Source organism: Saccharopolyspora antiqui (assembly GCF_052246905.1).
Taxonomy (GTDB): domain Bacteria; phylum Actinomycetota; class Actinomycetes; order Mycobacteriales; family Pseudonocardiaceae; genus Saccharopolyspora.
The window spans coordinates 312,669-329,803 of the sequence record NZ_JBQQBO010000002.1 but is presented as its reverse complement, the minus strand read 5'-3'; the positions used below and the strand labels follow the sequence as shown (position 1 = coordinate 329,803).

Sequence of the window (17,135 nt, the reverse complement as noted above, 5' to 3'; positions counted from 1 at the left end):
TTTCCGCGTGCCGGTGCGGATGGCGTGGCCGTCCGCCCGGCGACCTGTGCGCGCAGTGGCGTGAACCTGCCCAAAATTGGACCATTCGGCGCGATCTGATCGTCCAACCAGTGCAAATCGATCACAGTGCGTGTTGATTCGACCCCGTTCTGGAGTTGCCGGGTGCGCACCCTAGGCTGTGACCATGACCACTCCGCCGGAAGCGTCCACAGCCGTCCGGCGTGCCCTGGTGATCACCGCGCACCCCGATGACGTCGATTTCGGTGCCGCGGGCACCGTCGCCTCCTGGATCGCCGCAGGTGTGCAGGTCGCCTACTGCGTGTGCACTTCGGGCGGGGCGGGCGGCTTCGACGACATGCCGCGGGAGGACATGCCCCGCGTCCGGGAGGAAGAGCAGCGCGCCGCCGCTGCCGCCGTCGGCGTCACCGACGTGCGGTTCCTCGGCCACCGGGACGGGCAGGTCACGGCGAGCCTGCAACTGCGGCGGGACATCACCAAGATGATCCGCACGGTCCGCCCGGACCGCGTCATCAGCCATTCCCCGGAGATCAACTGGACCCACCTCCCGACGGCGCATCCGGACCACCGCGCGGTCGGCGAGGCGACTCTGGCCGCGATCTACCCGGACGCGCGCAACGGCTTCGCCTACCCCGAACTGCTGGAGCAAGGCCTGCAGCCGTGGACGGTCAACGAGCTCTGGATGTCGGGATCACCCGAAGAGCGGATCAACTGCGCCGTCGACGTCACCGATTACTTCGAGGCGAAGCTGGCCGCGTTGGCCGCGCATCGGTCCCAGACCGCGCATCTCGACGATCTTGAGGGCATGATCCGGCGGCATCTGGCACGAATGGCCGACCGGCACGGCATGGCCGGTCGGCTCGCCGAGGCATTCCACGTAGTCGACACGTCGTGAACTCCCCGCGAGTCGCAGAAAGTCGAGACTCCGATGCACAGCGGCAGAACCCTCGGCTGGAGCGGCCAACTCGACTGGCCGCCCAGCGCTGAACCGCCACCGCGCGGTCGACACCGCAAGACCGAGTCGGCGGTCGCCTGGACGCCGACGACCCGACCCCGCGCGAGCGGATCGCACGCGCTGGCCGCGGGGCTGGTGCCCGATCCGCTGGTCGACACGATGCCGGTCGGCGGCCTGCACAAGTTCGACCTGGGCATGGTCCCGGCCTCGGTGACCCCGCCGCGCACCTGGCGGCAGGCGGCGTGGTTCGCGATCGCCTCGTCGGCCGCGGCGCTGGGCGGGCTGGTGCTCGTCACCGCGTTCCTGGCCGACAGCTCGACGCGGATCGAAGGCCTGGACCTGCCGAGCATGCCGCGCGGCGGGGACTACCCGCCGTTGCCGCAGCCCGATCCGTACTACCTGACCGGCGATCCGACCCGGCCGGAGGCGGTGCGGGTGACCGGTTCGGTGCAGCTGCTGCCGCCGTTGACCGTACCGGGCCCGAACCGGCCGAACACGATCGGTGGCGCGGTCCCCGGGGTACCGGGTTCGGCAACAGCCAGCGCCACGCCACCCGCCCCGGCGAGCACCACCGAGGCCCCGTACCTGCTGGCGCTCACCGATACCGAGGCGATCAAACGGCGCGGCGACGAGTACTACGCCGCGATCGGGCGCGGCGATCTGCCCGGCGCCTACGCGTTGACCACCGGGCTGTTGCGGGCCGAGGGCTACGAATCGTTCGCCGCCAGGTACGCGCACGCCGCGTCGGTCGAGGTGGTCGGCGTCTACGTGACCCCGACCAGCACGGTGCACACCCTGCGGCTGACCAGGTCGGACGGCTCGGTGCAGACCCAGCGCCGCGAGTTGCGGTACACGTTGGACCGCGATCCGTTGATCGCCTCGGACGAGCAGATTTCCTGATCACGCATGGTGATCCACTGCTCCATTCGTGTCATCGCGTGCCATCTCTTCCAGTGAACTGCGCAGCAAGGCCTCTCGATCCGCGCGCTGGCGGGGTACGAGTTCGCGAAGACGTCGTGCGAAAACCCGATGAACTCGGCAGCACAGTCACGTCAGGCAAGCCTTCAACCGAACAGGCGTACGCACTAGGACGGGCCGCCGTGGAGCATCCTTCGACCATCCGACGCCGCGACCGCGGCGCTTCGGGCTCGGTCACCGTGGCCGAGCTGATCAAGCGCCAGCCGATGTCGCCCGAGCACGAACGACTCGCCGACCAGCTGCTCAAGACGCCCGAGCCGGTGGACGGCGCACCACCGCTGGGCACCCGGATCGCCTTCGGGGCGGTCGGGGCCCTGCTGCTCCTGGGCGCCGCGGTCACCAGCGCCGCGATCATCGCGCGGCCCGCCGACGCACCACGCCCGACGGCGCCCGCCACACCGATCGCGGGGGCGCTGGCGCTGCGACCGGACCTGGTGCGGGACGCCCGCTGGCCGTTCGCCGACAACGGCGGCTTCGCCACAGCGGTCGACCCGGCCAGCACCACCGAGGAACCGGAGGCCGCGGAGCGCAGCACCGCGAACCCGTCGGCCGGTAGCGATGAATCGGCGATCAACGTGGTCAGCGAGTTCTACCGGGACTTGGCGCAGGACCCGACCGCCGCAGCCTCCCTGATGGCGCCCGAACTGCTCGCCGGACAGCAGGCGCAGCTGACCGAAGCGTGGGACGCGGTCGAGTCGGTGCAACCGTCGATGCGGGCCGTCTCGGACCGGCAGGTGCTGGCGGAGGTCGAGGCCGGCTATCCGGACGGGCACCGAGTGGTGCTGCGCCAGTTGTTGACCATCGAGTCCGACACCCATCCGCAGATCGTCGGTGCGGAATTGCTCAGTGCCCGGCACATCACGCCGGGGTGAGTTCCCAGCGGGGCTGTTCTCCCGCGCCCACGCCTGCGCACCGCTGGTCGTGAGTGCGTACGCGCGGGAACGCGCTTCCGCAATCACGACCAAGGATGGGAGACCAAGAACGGGCTCTCACAACAATGCGGCAACGACACGCTCCCGCCGAATGCCCGCGGCGAGTACCGGGACGAACCGGGCCCCGTCGATATCGTTGCTCTCCGCAACCGGTTCGCTGCTCCGGCGGTCCCCGCCGATCGCCCAGTAGCACCAACGCCACCAGCGGAAACGGCTGTGGAATCGATCCCGTTCGGCAGACGGAACCGGCCGTCGGCGTAACGTCGAATTGGGTTGTACGGATCTTTTCGACTTCGGGCCTACGCCGACACGGCGTCGGCTAGGCTCCCTAATCGCGGTTCGGTTCGAGTGATCTGACCCGAATCGCATTGAGCACGTGTACATGTCGGGGGGCCGGAGCCGGTCCGCCAAATCCGCCGTTGTTCGGTGGGGCCGTACCCGGGATCACCTTTCCCCGGGATCTTGCGGTGCCCGCTGGACATCGATAGCAGTACGGGGAGACGTCGGTGAGCGACGAAGGTCGCCTGGTCGCCGGACGCTACCGAGTGCAGCGACGCATCGGCAGTGGCGCGATGGGCGTGGTGTGGGAGTGTGTCGACGAACGCCTGCACCGCACGGTCGCGGTCAAGCAACTGTTGCTGCAGCCCGGATTGGATCCGGGTGAGGCCGAGGAAGCGCGGCAGCGGGCAATGCGGGAGGGCCGAATCGCGGCTCGACTCCAGCACCCGAATGCCATCTCGGTCTACGACGTGGCTGAGGACGAGGGTCAGCCGGTCCTGGTCATGGAATACCTGCCGTCGCAGAGCCTGGCCGGGATGATGTCCGAGCACGGACCGCTGCCGCCGCGCGAGGTGGCGCGGATCGGTGCGCAGGTCGCCTCGGCGCTCGGTGCGGCGCACGCCGCCGGTGTCGTGCACCGCGACATCAAGCCGGGCAACATCCTGCTCGGCGACAACGGCCAGGTGAAGATCACCGACTTCGGGATCTCCCGGGCGCAGGGCGACGTCCAGGTCACCAAGACCGGGATGCTCGCCGGTACGCCCGCCTACCTCTCGCCTGACGTGGCGATGGGCCAGGAGCCGACGCCCGCCTCCGACGTGTTCTCGCTCGGCGCCACGCTGTACGCGGCGATCGAGGGCCGTCCGCCGTTCGGGCTCAACGAGAACACCCTCGCGCTTTTGCACGCGGTGGCGGCCGGGAAGATCGAGCCGCCGCAGCAGGCCGGGCCGATGTCGCAGCCGCTGATGGCGATGATGGCCAACCGGGTCGAGGACCGGCCGGACATGGCGCAGGTCCGCGACATGCTGCAGTCGGTGGCCGAGGGCGGTTCGGTGACCTCGATCCCGACCATGGCGGCGCCGATCCCGCCCGCGCTGGCCCCGGAATCCAGCCAGCCGGACATGGCCCCGACCAGCGTCGTCGGTTCGGACGGCACCACCGTCGCCTACTACGAAGAGGACCCGTACTCGGAGCAGGCCTACGAGGACGCGACCTCGTACATGGGCTCCGACACCCGCGGCGATGCGGCGATCTACGAGAAGCCGCGCAGGAGCAAGCGGCCGGTGGTGATCTCCGGCATCGCGCTGGTGGCGGTCGCGGTGATCGCGGTGCTGGTGACCTCGGCGCTGATGAACACCCCTGGCCCGCCGACCAACACCGGCAACACGGGCACCACGCAGGAGCAGGCGCCGCAGGTCCCGGTCGAGCCGACGAGCGAGGTTGAACCGACGAGCACCCGGAACGCTCCGACGACGACCAGGACCAACTCGCCGACCTCCACGTCGAGGCCGACGAGTACGACTCGGCCGCCGACGACGACGAGTCCACCGACTTCCGACGAGGACGAACCGACCTCCTCCGAGGACGAGCCCACCTCTACCGCGACCGGCAGCGCGGGCGGCTGAGGGTCTTACCCGATTGCCGAGGCGTGTTGGCCGGGGCGTTCACCGCGAGGTGGGCGCCCCGGCCGCTGGCGTTCTCGGAGCTCGGTGGCCCCGGTGTGTGGCCGGGTACGAGACGCCCAGTAACGTTGCACACCGTCGGGTGAAAGCTGGCCACGGGGGTCCGGTCAGTACTGTCCAACTAGGCACAGCCAGTACCAGGAGACACCGGTGAGCGCCGAAGGTCGTTTGATCGCGGGCCGGTACCGCTTGCAGCAGCAGATCGGCAGCGGCGCCATGGGGGTGGTGTGGCAGGCGGTGGACGAGCGCCTGCACCGCACGGTCGCAGTCAAGCAGTTGCTGCTGCAGCCCGGCTACACCCCTGAAGAGACCGAGGAAGCCCGTCAGCGGGCGATGCGCGAAGGCCGCATCGCCGCCCGACTGCAGCACCAGAACGCGATCGTCGTGTTCGACGTCGCCGAGGACGAGGGCCAGCCAGTGCTGGTCATGGAATACCTGCCGTCGCAGAGCCTGGCGTCGGTCATCGACGAACAGGGCGTGCTGCCGCCGTTGCAGGTGGCCCGGATCGGTGTGCAGGTGGCCAGCGCGCTCGCCGCGGCGCACATGGCCGGCATCGTGCACCGCGACCTCAAGCCGGGCAACATCCTGCTCGGCGACAACGACATCGCCAAGATCACCGACTTCGGCATCTCCCGGGCCATCGGGGACGTCGCGGTCACCAAGAGCGGGATCCTCGCCGGTACGCCCGCCTACCTGGCGCCGGAGGTGGCGCTGGGGCGGGATCCCGCACCGGCCTCCGACGTGTTCTCGCTGGGCTCGACGCTGTACGCGGCGATCGAGGGCGGGCCGCCGTTCGGGCTGGATGAGAACGCGATCAGCCTGCTGCACCGGGTGGCGCGCGGGCAGATCGAGCCGCCGCGCCAGGCCGGTCCGATGGCCCCTGCGCTGATGCAGCTGCTGCGGCCGGATCCGGTCGACCGGCCGACCATGGCGCAGGCCCGCGAACTGCTGCAGGCCGTGCTCGACGGACGGCCGATCCCGAACGCCTCGCCGAACGTCGGCTGGCAGCGGCCTCCGGCGGCACCGCCGCGCACACCAGCGGCCGGTACTCGGATGGGTCCGCCCCCGGCGGCCAACCCGCCCACCCGGGTCGGCGACGCCGTATCGGCCGAGGCGCCGCGCCGCAACTACCGCCAGGTGGTGCTGTGGGTGGTGGCGATCGCGGCGGCGGTGCTGGTCGGGGTCCTCACCGCGAACGCCTTCGGCGACGGGCAATCGCAGGGCCAACCAGATCCGACCCCCGCTCCGTCGGAGCCAGCAGCGCCGACCGACGTGCCGTCGAACCCGCCGACCACGTCGGCCGAGTCGAAGCCTTCGGCCACACCGACCAAGACCAGCACGCCGACGACCGCGAAGCAGCCGTCCCAGGCCGAGATCCTGGAGGTGGTGCGCGATTACTACTCGTTGGTGCCCAGGCGGTTGGACCAGGCGTGGAACCTGCTGGGCCCGTCCCTGCAGTCGCAGGGCAAGGACAACTACGAGGCGTTCTGGAAGTCGATCGACGACGTCAAGATCATCGGGGAGCCGGTGCAGTACGGCACCAACGTCGTCGTGACGCTGCAGTTCACCAAGGACCACGCCAAGATCACCGAGCAGCACGTGCTGGGCATGGTCACCACCCGGGACGGCAAGCCCCTGATCAACACCGACAGCCACGGCTGACCCATCGCGGTCGTGAGCGCGGCAGGTGCTGGGTGAGCGGCGCTTCCGCCCGGTTGTTCCGGCGAAAGCCCTGCTCACGCGCGCGCGATCTCCAAGAGGGTGCTCAGCAGGGATCGGGTGGCCGGGCGGTCGGCCACCGTCTCGCGCACCGCGACGTACAGGCGGCGCACCGGCTCCGGATGCCGCACCGACCGCACCACCACGTCGGGGTGCACGACGTCGAGACCGAGGCGCGGGACCAGTGCGATGCCGAGTTCGGCGGCCACGAAACCCTGCGCGGAATAGCTGCCATCGGTCTCCAGGACCACCTTGGGCGTGAATCCGGCGCTGGCGTAGGCGTCCCGCAGCAGCTGGGAGCAGACGTCGTCGCTGGTCAGGGCGCTGTTAACCCAGGAATCACCGGCCAGCTGGACGAGGTCGACGCATTCCTGGGCGGCCACCGGATGCGATTTCGGCAGCACCACCCGGTACGGATCGTCGGCGAGGTGCACGAACCGCACGCCGCGCCGCTCGGGTGCGGTGCGGCCCACCACGATGATCGCGAGATCGGCCTCGCCCGCGGCGACTTCGTCGACCAGCCCGGCCTCCTGCATCCGCAGGTCCAGCTGCACCTCGGGGTGCTCGGCGCGGAACTTGGCGACCGCGGGCGGAATCAGCCCGACGCTGGCGGTGTGGAAGAACCGCACCCGCAGCAGGCCGGTGCGCCCGGCCCGGATGTCGGCGAGCTCCACCTCGGTGTTGCTGAGCAGTTCGGCGATCCGCCCGGCGCGCTCGGCCAGCAGCGTGCCGGCCGGGGTCGGTCTGAGCCCGCGCCCGACCTTCTCCAGCAGCGGCGTGCCCGCCTCCTTCTCCAGCGTGGACAGCTGTTGGCTGATCGCGGACGGGGTGTACCCGAGGTTGACCGCCGCCGCGCTGACCGAGCCGCTGGTGACCACGGCGCGCAGCACCTGCATTCGGCGTACGTCCAGCATGACCCCACGATACAGCAGATCTGAAATGTTGATTGAGTTTATTTCACTTGTCCTTACGCCTTGATTGGCGCAACGTGGGAGGCGGAGATCGGTTCGGCAGGCACCGAAGCACCGACGGCCTACCGTCCCGGCGGACCGACACCGACACCTCGAAGGCCAGGTGTCCCACAAGACCGGAGAGGACATGAACAACCCGACCAATTACGTCCGGCTGGGCGTGCTGGCACTGCTGTGGGGTACCAGCTTCCTGCTGATCAAGCTCGGCCTGAGCGCGCTTTCGGCGACCCAGATCGCACTGCTGCGCATCGTGCTGGGCGCCCTGGTCCTGCTGGCGCTGTGCGCGTTGCGCGGCCTGCGGATGAGCCGCGACCGCAGGCTGTGGCGGCACGTCGCGGTTGCCGCGCTGTTCGGCAGCGCCTTGCCGTGGGTGTTGTTCGGCCTCGGCGAGCAGACCGTGGACTCCGGCCTGACCGGCGTGCTCAACGCGACGACGCCGCTTTGGACGGTGTTGTTCGGGCTGTTCGCGGGCCGCGAGGCGATGCCGCCCGCGCGGATCGCCGGGCTGCTGCTGGGATTCCTCGGCGTGCTGCTGATCTTCGCGCCGTGGCAGGGCGGTGGCCTGCTCAGCTGGGGTGTGCTCGCCTGCTTGGGTGCCGCGGTCAGCTACGGCATCGGATATGTCTACATCGGACGGAATCTGACCGGTGGCCACGGCCTCGCGCCGCTGACCCTGGCCGCGATGCAAATGATCGCCGCCACCGGTTTCGCGTTGGTGGCGCTGCCGCTGGACGGCCTGCAGCCGGTTCGCTGGGCGCCACTCGGGCTGCTCGCCATCGCGGCGCTGGGCATCTTCGGCACCGGGATCGCCTTCGCGCTGAACTACCGGATCATCAACGACGAGGGGGCGACGACCGCATCCACCGTGGCTTACCTGATGCCCATCGTGTCGGTGCTGCTCGGCTGGCTGCTGCTCGGCGAAGAACTGGGGCTGCGAATCCTGCTGGGCATGGCGATCGTGCTGCTCGGCGTCGCCCTGACCCGTCGCACGCCCGCTTCGAAAACCGCTGTCACAACTGACGTTCGCGCAATGGACCAGGAGGACGAGATGTCGGATCAACCCCGCACCGGGGACGCCGCGAGCGGCAGCGTCAAGCTGGCGCCCCGGACTTCGGAGCTCCCGCCGATCGGACCGCTCAGCCGGTGGGCCCGGTTCCGCCTCGCCCTGATGCGCGGTTCCCAGCTCTACGCCGAACTGGCCAGCAGCAACCCGATGAAGTGACCGACCGGCGGTCCGCGCCGCGCAGGCGGGGCGGACCGCCGGATCAGACCAGGCGGCGGTCGGTGGCCCAGCGGGAGAGTTCGTAGCGGTTCGACAGCTGCGTCTTGCGCAGCACGCTGGACACGTGCGTCTCCACCGTCTTCACCGAGATGAACAGCTCCGAGGCGATCTCCTTGTACGCGTAGCCGCGCGCCAGCAGCCGCAGCACCTCGCGTTCCCGAGGGGTCAGCAGGTCGAGTTCCGGGTCACCGACCGGCGCCGAGTTCGGGCCCTCCGAGAAGGCGTCCAGCACGAAACCCGCCAGCCGAGGCGAGAAAACCGCGTCGCCGGCCCGCACCCGCTCGATCGCGTCCGCGAGCTCCCGCCCGGAAATGGTCTTGGTGACGTACCCGCGCGCGCCGCCCCGGATCACCGCGATGACGTCCTCGGCAGCGTCCGACACCGACAGCGCCAGGAACACCACGTCGGTCGGCTGGCTGCGGACCTGCCGCAGCACCTCGGCACCACCGCCGTCGGGCATGTGCACGTCCAGCAGCACCACCTCGGGCTGGTAGTGGCCGATCCCGGCGACCGCCTCGGCCACCGATCCGGCCTCGCCGACCACCTCGACCTGGTCGGCCGTCGCGGCGAGCTCGGCGCGCACCCCGGCGCGGAACAACGCGTGGTCGTCGACCAGGAACACCCGGACCGGCCGGGATTCGCTGACGTCGGCAGTCGCTTCACCGGTCACGATCAACATCCTCCATCGCTGGGTTCGCCCGGTAGCGTACGTGAGTTCACGCCGCGGCCCTGGGCATTTCCATCTGCACCTCGGTGCCCGAGCCGGGCGAGGTGCGCACCTTGACCCGCCCGCCGTGCCGCTGCATGCGGCCCCGGATCGAGTCGGCCAAGCCGTGCCGATCGTCGGGCACGGTGTCCGGGTCGAACCCGGCGCCGCGGTCCCGGACGTACACCGAGACCTGTTCGGCCTCCACCTCCGCGTAGACGCTGACCTCCACGACACCGGCGTGCTTGGCGGCGTTGACGACCGCCTCGCGGGCCGCCGCGAGCTGCGCGATCAGCCGTTCGTCGACATCGCAGTCACCCACCACCACCTGCTGCACCTTGACCGCGAAGGCGTCCTCCACCGCACCGCAGATCCGGCTCAGCTCGGCCGAGAACGTGGCGGCGGGCCCGTCGTCGGCCGCCGAGCGGCGCTCGGAACCGTAGCCGTCCGGACCGTAGAGCCAGTTCCGCAGCTCGCGTTCCTGTCCCCGCGCCAGTCGACGCACCTCGCGCTCGGAGTCCGCCTGCTTCTGGATCAACGCGAGGGTCTGCAGCACCGAGTCGTGCAGGTGCGCGGCGATCTCGGCGCGCTCCTGCGAGCGGATCCGGCTGGCCCGCTCGACGTTGAGATCCCGCACCAGGCGCACCCACCACGGCACGGTCAGCACCGCGACACCGACCAGCGAGACGGCGACGGCCAGCAGCGCGAAGCTGACCTCGTCGATCGAGGCACTTCTGGCCAGGAAGACCACGATGCCCACGACCACCAGCGCCGCCCCGGCGAGGATGCGCACCAACGCCGCCCGCCCGCCGTCGCCGAGCAGCACACCGACCACCCCGGATCGCGCGCCTTGCCGCCAGCGGCGGCGCTGCGATTCGTCGGCTTCCCGCCAGACCACCGCGGCGCCGACCAGCACCACCACCAGGGGAGCGGCAATCCACGCCGACATGGACACCAGCGAGCCGACCGCCACCAGCGCCCCGACGCCGAGCAGGATCATGCCGAAACCCTGCTGGCGCTCCTTGACCGACACCGGGCGTTCCGTGCCCCGGCCCTGCGGCACGAAAACCCAGAGCAGCGCATATGCCAGGATGCCCGCCCCGGCGCACGCGGCGAGTATCGCGAAGGCACCCCGCACCCAGAGCACCGGCAGACCGAGGTGGTCGGCCACGCCACCGGCCACCCCGGCGAGCAGCCGTCCGGTGCGGCGTCGGCGCAGCGGCGGGAACGCGGAATCCGGTCGGCGCTGCGGCGGGTGCGTCGATTCGGGTGCTGTCACACGAGTCCGTTTCCGCTTGTACCGGGCCGTCACAGCATTGATGGTCACACGATCGCGCGGGCACGGGCATCAGGGACCGTCCCTGACTTTCCGGGCCGCCTCAGGGGCGTCCCTGATGCGATCGGAGGTGTCGGAATCCGATAGTGGTAGGCATGATCAGCACGAAGCGATCCGGCGTCGCCGGTATCGAGGACACCCTGCGCGACTTCTGGGCGACCCGCCCGGTGCGACCGCGCAGCGGTGCCAAGTTGGGGGGAGTGTCAGCGGGCATCGGCCTGCGGTACGGCATCGATCCGATCCTGGTGCGGGTCATCTTCGCCGTCGCCATCGTGTACGGCGGTGCCGGTCTGGTGCTCTACCTGCTCGGCTGGCTGCTGTTCCCGAAGGAGGGCGACCCGGTGCCCGGCTCGACCGAGCCGACCTCCGCCAAGGTGGCCGTTGTGCTCGTGCTGCTCCTGATACCCGGCGTGCTCCTGCTGACGGCCTCACCAGCCATCATCGGATTGGCACTCGGACTCGGCGCACTCTACGCGGTGCACGTCAACTACGGCGACAACCGCGCGGCGATGGTCCCCGCGACGCCGACCGGCAGCCAACCGGCGGCGACTCCGGTGGGCGAGAACACCTGGGTCTACCCCGGCAACACCTCGTCCGACGACTCGTCCGGGCAAACGCCACCCACCTGGGATCCGCTCGGCGCCGCGCCGTTCTCCTGGGACCTGCCCGAGCCGGACGACCCCGAAGAACACCAACCGCAGCGCCCGCAACGTCGCTGGATCACCTTCACGACCCTGGCGGTGGCCGCGTTCTTCGGGGGGCTGGCCAGCACGCTGGGCGCGAATCTGGGCATCGCGCTGGCCGTCGCGCTGGGCGTGCTCGGCCTGGGCATGGTCGTCGGCGCTTTCCTGCACGCCGGACGAGGGTTGATCTGGGCCGCGATCGCGGTCGGCACGTTGGCCATAGCGGCGGGGACGCTGCCGAACGGGTTCAGCGGGGACGTGGGTACCGAGGAGATCCGGCCCACTTCGGTGCGAGGCATCGCGCCGCACTACGAGAAGTCGGCGGGCGCCATCCTGCTCGATCTGCGGGACCTGCGGATAGCCGACGGTCAGGAACTGCGCACCGGCGCGAATGTCGGGATGGGCGAGATCACCGTGCTCGTGCCGCCCGATGCGGACCTGCAGGCGCGGTGCTTCTCGGGGGTTGGCTCCGTGCAGTGCTTGAACGTTTCGGCGGACGGGCCATCGGTGCACCGTTCAGTCGTCGACGAGGGGGCGGATGGTCCCGGCGGTGGGCGCATCGTGCTCGACTTGGTGGTCGGCACTGGAGACGTGGAGGTCGTCCGTGGCTGACGAGGAAATCACCCGCCGCCCCAACCGGGACGGCCCGGACATGGTCACGCTGATCGCCGGTCTGCTCTCGATCGCCATCGCGGGCGGCGTGCTGCTCGGCTTCGGCGGCAACGTGCAATGGTTGCTCGCGGTGGCCGCGGTCGGGATCGGCATCGGCATGCTGATCACGTCGTTGCGCACCCGCCGCGACCACTGACCACCCCAGCCGCCGGATCCCGTGCCAGCAACCGCTGCCGGGTCCGGCGGCTTTGGCGCGCCTCCCGGCGCCAGCCGAACCCGATGCCGCACGCTGCACATTAACTGGGATCTTTCACAGGGTTAACTGGGATTTCGAAAACGCGCCAGGGCCGGACTGGGCGCGTCGGCGTGCTGATACTTGATCGATCCGCTACGTGCTCTCACCAACCCCGAAGGAGCTGTCATGGCACCCCGACGATTGTTGGCAATCGGCACCGCGTTCGCGTTGTTGACCACGCTCCCGCTCCTCGAAGCGGGCGCCGCACCCCGCGAACCCCGCGCCGAGGTGTTCTTCGACGACTTCTCCGGCGCCGAACTGGACCGTTCCAAGTGGACGGTCGAGGTCACCGGCGAGAACTTCGGCACCGTCAACCAGGAACAGCAGGCCTACATCGACTCTCCGGAGACCATCTACCTCGACCCGGACCCGGCAACCGGGGCGAGCAACGGGGCTCTCGCCCTGCACCCCCGGTACGCCCCCGGCCACCAGGCCCCGGACGGGCAGACCTACGACTTCGTCTCCGGCCGGGTCAAGACCCAGGACAAGGTCGAGTTCACCTACGGCAGCTATTCGGCGCGCCTCAAACTCCCGGAGAACGCAACGGGATCCGGCCTGTGGCCGGCGTTCTGGTCGCTGGGTGCGAACATCGACGCGGGCAAGCCGTGGCCGCAGTGCGGCGAGGTCGACGTGATGGAGCACGTCGGCGAGCCGTGGACCAGCGTGGCGATGCACGGCCCGGAGTACAACGGCGACACCCCGATCGCCGCGCGCCAGAACTTCGAGGGCAAGGATCCGGCCGACTGGCACGTGTACCGGGTGGACTGGACGCCAGAGGGATTCACCTTCTTCGTCGACGACACCGAGACCTACCGCATCACCAAGCAGGAGATGCAGTCCAACGGCTGGACCTGGGTGTTCGACGATCCGCAGTTCATGATCCTGAACTTCGCCCTCGGCGGCGTCTACCCGAACGCCGTCAACGGCGTCACCGAACCGTACTTCGGCCTACCGCAGTCCACAGTGGACAAGATCGCCGCGGGCGACGTCCGCTACCTGGTGGACTGGGTGCGCGTCGAGCAGTCGTGAGTGCGAAAGCCAGTTCCAGCCGGTTTAGGCACTCACGACCCCATTCAGGTGAGGAGTGAGGGGCACCCGTGACCAAGTAACCGGGTCACAGGTGCCCCTCACCTCATCCTCGTCTACTTGTGGTGCAACGAAGTGTGGTTTGCTGCAACGCGCTTTCGCGCTCGCGCCGCCGGTGATTCACTCCCATTCGATGGTGCCCGGGGGCTTGGACGTGACGTCGAGCGTGACCCGGTTGACTTCGGTGACCTCGTTGGTGATGCGGGTGGAAATCCGCTCCAACACGTCGTACGGCAACCGGGTCCAGTCCGCGGTCATCGCGTCTTCGCTGGACACCGGGCGCAGCACCACCGGGTGCCCGTAGGTGCGGCCGTCGCCCTGGACCCCGACCGAGCGGACGTCGGCCAGCAGCACCACCGGGCACTGCCAGATGTCGCGGTCCAGGCCTGCAGCGGTCAGCTCCTCGCGGGCGATCGAGTCGGCCGCGCGCAGCGTCGCGAGCCGGTCCGCGGTCACCTCGCCGATGATCCGGATGCCCAACCCCGGCCCGGGGAACGGCTGCCGGTGCACGATCGTCTCCGGCAGGCCCAACTCCAGCCCGACCCGCCGCACCTCGTCCTTGAACAGCGCGCGCAGCGGCTCGACCAGATCGAACTGCAGGTCGTCCGGCAGCCCGCCGACGTTGTGGTGGCTCTTGATGTTCGCCGCCCCGGAACCACCGCCGGACTCCACCACGTCGGGGTAGAGCGTGCCCTGCACCAGGAAGTCGATCTGCTCACCGGCCGCACCGGCCTCGGCCTGCAGGTCGCGGGCGGCCTGCTCGAAGACCCGGATGAACTCCCGGCCGATGATCTTGCGCTTCTCCTCGGGATCGGTGACACCGCTGAGCGCGCCGAGGAACCGGTCCACCGCGTCGATGGTCACCAACCGAACCCCGGTGGCCGCCACGAAGTCGCGCTCCACCTGGGACCGCTCACCGGCGCGCAACAGGCCGTGGTCGACGAACACGCAGGTCAGCTGCTCGCCGATGGCGCGGTGCACCAGCGCGGCGGCCACTGCCGAGTCCACTCCGCCGGACAGCCCGCAGATCGCCCGCCGGTCACCGACCTGCTCGCGGATCGCGGTCACCGTCTCGTCCACAATGGACGACGTGGTCCACTGCGGGCGGACACCGGCGATCTCGTGCAGGAATCGCCGCAGCACCTCCTGGCCGTGCGGCGAGTGCACCACCTCGGGGTGGTACTGCACCCCGGCCAGCTGGCGTTCGACGTTCTCGAAGGCGGCGACCGGGGTGTCGTTGGTCGCGGCGGTGACCGCGAAGCCCTCCGGGGCCTTGCTCACCGAGTCCCCGTGGCTCATCCACACCGGGTGGTGGCCGGGCAAGTCCGCGTGCATCAGGCCACCGTCACCGCTGATGTCCAACTCGGTGCGGCCGTACTCGCGGGTGCCGGTGTGCTCCACGGTGCCGCCGAGCGCGGCGGTCATCGCCTGGAAGCCGTAGCAGATGCCGAAGACCGGAATACCGGCGTTGAACAGCGCCGCGTCCACCTGGGGCGCACCGTCGGCGTAGACGCTGGCGGGACCACCGGAGAGCACGATGGCGGCCGGGTTGCGGCGCGCGATCTCCTCGACGGAGGTGTCGTGCGGGACGACTTCGGAGTAGACCTGCGCCTCCCGCACCCGCCGCGCGATCAGCTGGGCGTACTGGGCGCCGTAGTCGACAACGAGAACAGGCCCCTGCCCATGGCGATCGGCGTCCCTGTTGCTTGCGGTACCGGACACGTCGGCGAAACCTCCTGGCGAGAGCGGTGGCACCTATTGTCCCAGGTAACCGAGGCCACAACGGCACCGACCCTGGCGCGCGGAGGGCGCGAACTCCGCCAATGCCGACCAGCCGCCTAGTCCACTCGCTCCCGGGCCGACTCGCCAGCGGGGCGAAGCGCCGCCGGGGCAGTGGCCGGAACCGCTGGGGACTTCGGCGCGACCGGCTCGATCCGGCGGTAGGCGGCGCCCTGGTCCGGCCGGGGATCCGCCTCGCCCTTGTTTGGCCACATCGAGAGCGCCCGCTCCGCCTGGGCTATGATCGTCAGCGACGGGTTCACGCCGAGGTTCGCGGTGACCGCCGAGCCGTCCACGATGGACATCGTCGGGTAGCCGAACGCCCGGTGGTACGGATCGATGACGCCGTGCTCGGCGTTCTCCCCGATCGGGCAGCCGCCGAGGAAGTGCGCGGTCAGCGGGATGTCGAACAACTCGCCCCAGGTGCCACCGGCGATTCCGCCGATCTGCTCCGCGGCCAGCTCGTTGGCCCGCTCACCGGCCGGGATGAACGTCGGGTTGGGCGCGCCGTGCCCCTGCTGCGAGGTCAGCAGGGACTTGCCGGAGCGCCGCCTGAGCCGGGTGGTCAGCGAGTTGTCCAGGCTCTGCATGACCAGCAGGATCACCGTTCGCTCGCTCCAGTTCTTGACCGACAGCATGCGCAACGTCCGCAGCGGATGCTGCCGCGCGTGCCGCCACCACTGCTTCCAGCGCGACTGCGAACCGCCGCCCTTGGTCGCCAAGGTCTGCAACAACCCCATCGCGTTGGCGCCCTTGGTGTAGCGCACCGGCTCGATGTGGGTGTCGGCGTCCGGGTGGAACGACGAGGTGATGGCCACGCCGGTGGAGAAGTCGCGGGCCGGGTCCGGGCGCAGCAGCTGCGAGCCGATGATCGCCTCGGAGTTGGTGCGGGTGAGCTGCCCGAGCCGCTGGGACAGCCGCGGCAGGTCGCCGCGCTCCCGGCAGCGGTGCAGCAGGTTCTGGGTGCCCCAGGTACCGGCCGCGACCACGACGTGGTCGGCGCGGAAGATCCGGGGCTGCCGGGCCAGTTTCGCCCCGGTGCGCGCGGTCGCGATGCGCCACCGGCCGTCGGAGCCCGGCGCGAGCCTGGTCACCGTGGTCATCGGGAATACCTCGGCCCCGCCCACCTCGGCCAGGTAGAGGTAGTTCTTCACCAGCGTGTTCTTCGCGCCGACGCGACAACCGGTCATGCAGGCACCACATTCGGTGCAGCCGGTGCGCGCCGGACCGGCGCCGCCGAAGAAGGGGTCGGCGTCGGTCTGCCCCGGCTTGCCGAAGTACACCCCGACCGGCGTCTTGTGGTAGGTCTCGCCGACACCCATCTGCTCGGCGACCTGCTTGATGACCACGTCCGACGGGGTCTGGGTCGGGTTCTCGACGACGCCGAGCATCCGGGTCGCCTGGTCGTAGTGCGGGGCGAGTTCGGTTTCCCAGTCGGTGATGTGCGCCCATTGCGGGTCGCGGTAGAACGGCTGCAGCGGCTGGTAGAGCGTGTTGGCGTAGTTCAGCGAGCCACCGCCGACGCCCGCCCCGGCGAGGATCAGGCAGTTGCGCAGCAGGTGGATGCGCTGGATCCCGTAGCAGCCGAGCTGCGGCGCCCAGAGGAACTTCCGCAGGTCCCAAGAGGTCTTCGGCAGCTCGTCGTCGGAGAATCGGCGACCGGCTTCGAGCACCGCGACGCGGTAGCCCTTCTCGGTCAGGCGCAGTGCGGCCACGCTGCCGCCGAACCCGGAACCGATGACGACCACGTCGAAATCGGTGTCGCTGTCACGTCCAACCATGCGCGACAGCGTAGACGTAACTACTCGCCAGTAGCCAGACC

The 17,135-nt window shown here is 69.9% G+C and carries 14 protein-coding genes; 9 read left to right on the top strand and 5 right to left on the bottom strand.

Annotated features, from left to right (window positions below; genetic code table 11):
* Nucleotides 1-184 precede the first annotated feature (184 nt).
* The 5 genes from ACTWQN_RS06075 to ACTWQN_RS06055 all read left to right on the top strand — a co-directional run bounded on the left by ACTWQN_RS06075 (nt 185) and on the right by ACTWQN_RS06055 (nt 6,506).
* The gene (locus ACTWQN_RS06075) at nt 185-913 is read left to right on the top strand and encodes a PIG-L deacetylase family protein (protein ID WP_443202315.1); all 729 of its coding nucleotides are present in this window, start codon (nt 185-187) and stop codon (nt 911-913) included.
* Nucleotides 914-946: 33 nt separating this feature from the next.
* Nucleotides 947-1,873 (top strand): hypothetical protein, encoded by a 927-nt coding sequence (locus tag ACTWQN_RS06070; protein WP_443202314.1) that lies wholly within the window; start codon nt 947-949, stop codon nt 1,871-1,873.
* Between the two features lie 200 nt (nt 1,874-2,073).
* The gene (locus ACTWQN_RS06065) at nt 2,074-2,823 is read left to right on the top strand and encodes a hypothetical protein (RefSeq protein ID WP_443202313.1); all 750 of its coding nucleotides are present in this window, start codon (nt 2,074-2,076) and stop codon (nt 2,821-2,823) included.
* A 566-nt stretch (nt 2,824-3,389) separates the two neighbouring features.
* Entirely contained in the window at nt 3,390-4,787 is a 1,398-nt protein-coding gene (locus ACTWQN_RS06060; protein ID WP_443202312.1) for a serine/threonine-protein kinase, read from the top strand.
* 207 nt (nt 4,788-4,994) lie between these two features.
* Nucleotides 4,995-6,506, top strand: coding sequence for a serine/threonine-protein kinase (locus ACTWQN_RS06055; protein ID WP_443202311.1), 1,512 nt, complete (start codon nt 4,995-4,997; stop codon nt 6,504-6,506).
* 74 nt (nt 6,507-6,580) lie between these two features.
* Here the strand turns inward: ACTWQN_RS06055 and ACTWQN_RS06050 are convergent, their stop codons facing one another.
* Nucleotides 6,581-7,477, bottom strand: coding sequence for a LysR family transcriptional regulator (locus ACTWQN_RS06050; RefSeq protein WP_443202310.1), 897 nt, complete (start codon nt 7,475-7,477; stop codon nt 6,581-6,583).
* A 184-nt stretch (nt 7,478-7,661) separates the two neighbouring features.
* Here ACTWQN_RS06050 and ACTWQN_RS06045 point away from each other — a divergent pair, with 184 nt between their 5' ends.
* On the top strand, nt 7,662-8,756 hold the full coding sequence (locus ACTWQN_RS06045; protein WP_443202309.1) for a DMT family transporter: 1,095 nt from the start codon (nt 7,662-7,664) through the stop codon (nt 8,754-8,756).
* 43 nt (nt 8,757-8,799) lie between these two features.
* Here the strand turns inward: ACTWQN_RS06045 and ACTWQN_RS06040 are convergent, their stop codons facing one another.
* Both ACTWQN_RS06040 and ACTWQN_RS06035 read right to left on the bottom strand, forming a co-directional pair.
* The gene (locus tag ACTWQN_RS06040; protein ID WP_443202308.1) at nt 8,800-9,495 is read right to left on the bottom strand and encodes a response regulator; all 696 of its coding nucleotides are present in this window, start codon (nt 9,493-9,495) and stop codon (nt 8,800-8,802) included.
* 37 nt (nt 9,496-9,532) lie between these two features.
* Nucleotides 9,533-10,801: an ATP-binding protein gene (locus ACTWQN_RS06035; RefSeq protein WP_443202307.1), complete on the bottom strand. Its 1,269-nt coding sequence runs from the start codon at nt 10,799-10,801 to the stop codon at nt 9,533-9,535.
* 152 nt (nt 10,802-10,953) lie between these two features.
* On the opposite strand from ACTWQN_RS06035, the gene ACTWQN_RS06030 reads away from it, so the two are divergent.
* The 3 genes from ACTWQN_RS06030 to ACTWQN_RS06020 all read left to right on the top strand — a co-directional run bounded on the left by ACTWQN_RS06030 (nt 10,954) and on the right by ACTWQN_RS06020 (nt 13,477).
* On the top strand, nt 10,954-12,153 hold the full coding sequence (locus ACTWQN_RS06030; protein WP_443202306.1) for a PspC domain-containing protein: 1,200 nt from the start codon (nt 10,954-10,956) through the stop codon (nt 12,151-12,153).
* On the top strand, nt 12,146-12,349 hold the full coding sequence (locus tag ACTWQN_RS06025; RefSeq protein WP_443202305.1) for a hypothetical protein: 204 nt from the start codon (nt 12,146-12,148) through the stop codon (nt 12,347-12,349). Before ACTWQN_RS06030 ends, ACTWQN_RS06025 begins: the two co-directional genes overlap by 8 nt.
* 225 nt (nt 12,350-12,574) lie before the next feature.
* Entirely contained in the window at nt 12,575-13,477 is a 903-nt protein-coding gene (locus tag ACTWQN_RS06020) for a glycoside hydrolase family 16 protein (protein WP_443202304.1), read from the top strand.
* A 177-nt stretch (nt 13,478-13,654) separates the two neighbouring features.
* On the opposite strand, the gene guaA is transcribed toward ACTWQN_RS06020, so the two are convergent.
* On the bottom strand, nt 13,655-15,256 hold the full coding sequence (guaA, locus tag ACTWQN_RS06015) for a glutamine-hydrolyzing GMP synthase (RefSeq protein ID WP_443202303.1): 1,602 nt from the start codon (nt 15,254-15,256) through the stop codon (nt 13,655-13,657).
* Between the two features lie 116 nt (nt 15,257-15,372).
* Nucleotides 15,373-17,094, bottom strand: coding sequence for a GMC oxidoreductase (locus ACTWQN_RS06010; protein ID WP_443202302.1), 1,722 nt, complete (start codon nt 17,092-17,094; stop codon nt 15,373-15,375).
* Between the last annotated feature and the right edge of the window lie 41 nt (nt 17,095-17,135).

Coding starts and splice junctions, on each gene's coding strand:
- ACTWQN_RS06030 (WP_443202306.1), top strand. CDS start 10,954: ATGATCAGCACGAAGCGATCCGGCGTCGCCGGTATCGAGGACACCCTG.
- ACTWQN_RS06010 (WP_443202302.1), bottom strand. CDS start 17,094: ATGGTTGGACGTGACAGCGACACCGATTTCGACGTGGTCGTCATCGGT.
- ACTWQN_RS06075 (WP_443202315.1), top strand. CDS start 185: ATGACCACTCCGCCGGAAGCGTCCACAGCCGTCCGGCGTGCCCTGGTG.
- ACTWQN_RS06045 (WP_443202309.1), top strand. CDS start 7,662: ATGAACAACCCGACCAATTACGTCCGGCTGGGCGTGCTGGCACTGCTG.
- ACTWQN_RS06070 (WP_443202314.1), top strand. CDS start 947: ATGCACAGCGGCAGAACCCTCGGCTGGAGCGGCCAACTCGACTGGCCG.
- ACTWQN_RS06050 (WP_443202310.1), bottom strand. CDS start 7,477: ATGCTGGACGTACGCCGAATGCAGGTGCTGCGCGCCGTGGTCACCAGC.
- ACTWQN_RS06040 (WP_443202308.1), bottom strand. CDS start 9,495: ATGTTGATCGTGACCGGTGAAGCGACTGCCGACGTCAGCGAATCCCGG.
- ACTWQN_RS06020 (WP_443202304.1), top strand. CDS start 12,575: ATGGCACCCCGACGATTGTTGGCAATCGGCACCGCGTTCGCGTTGTTG.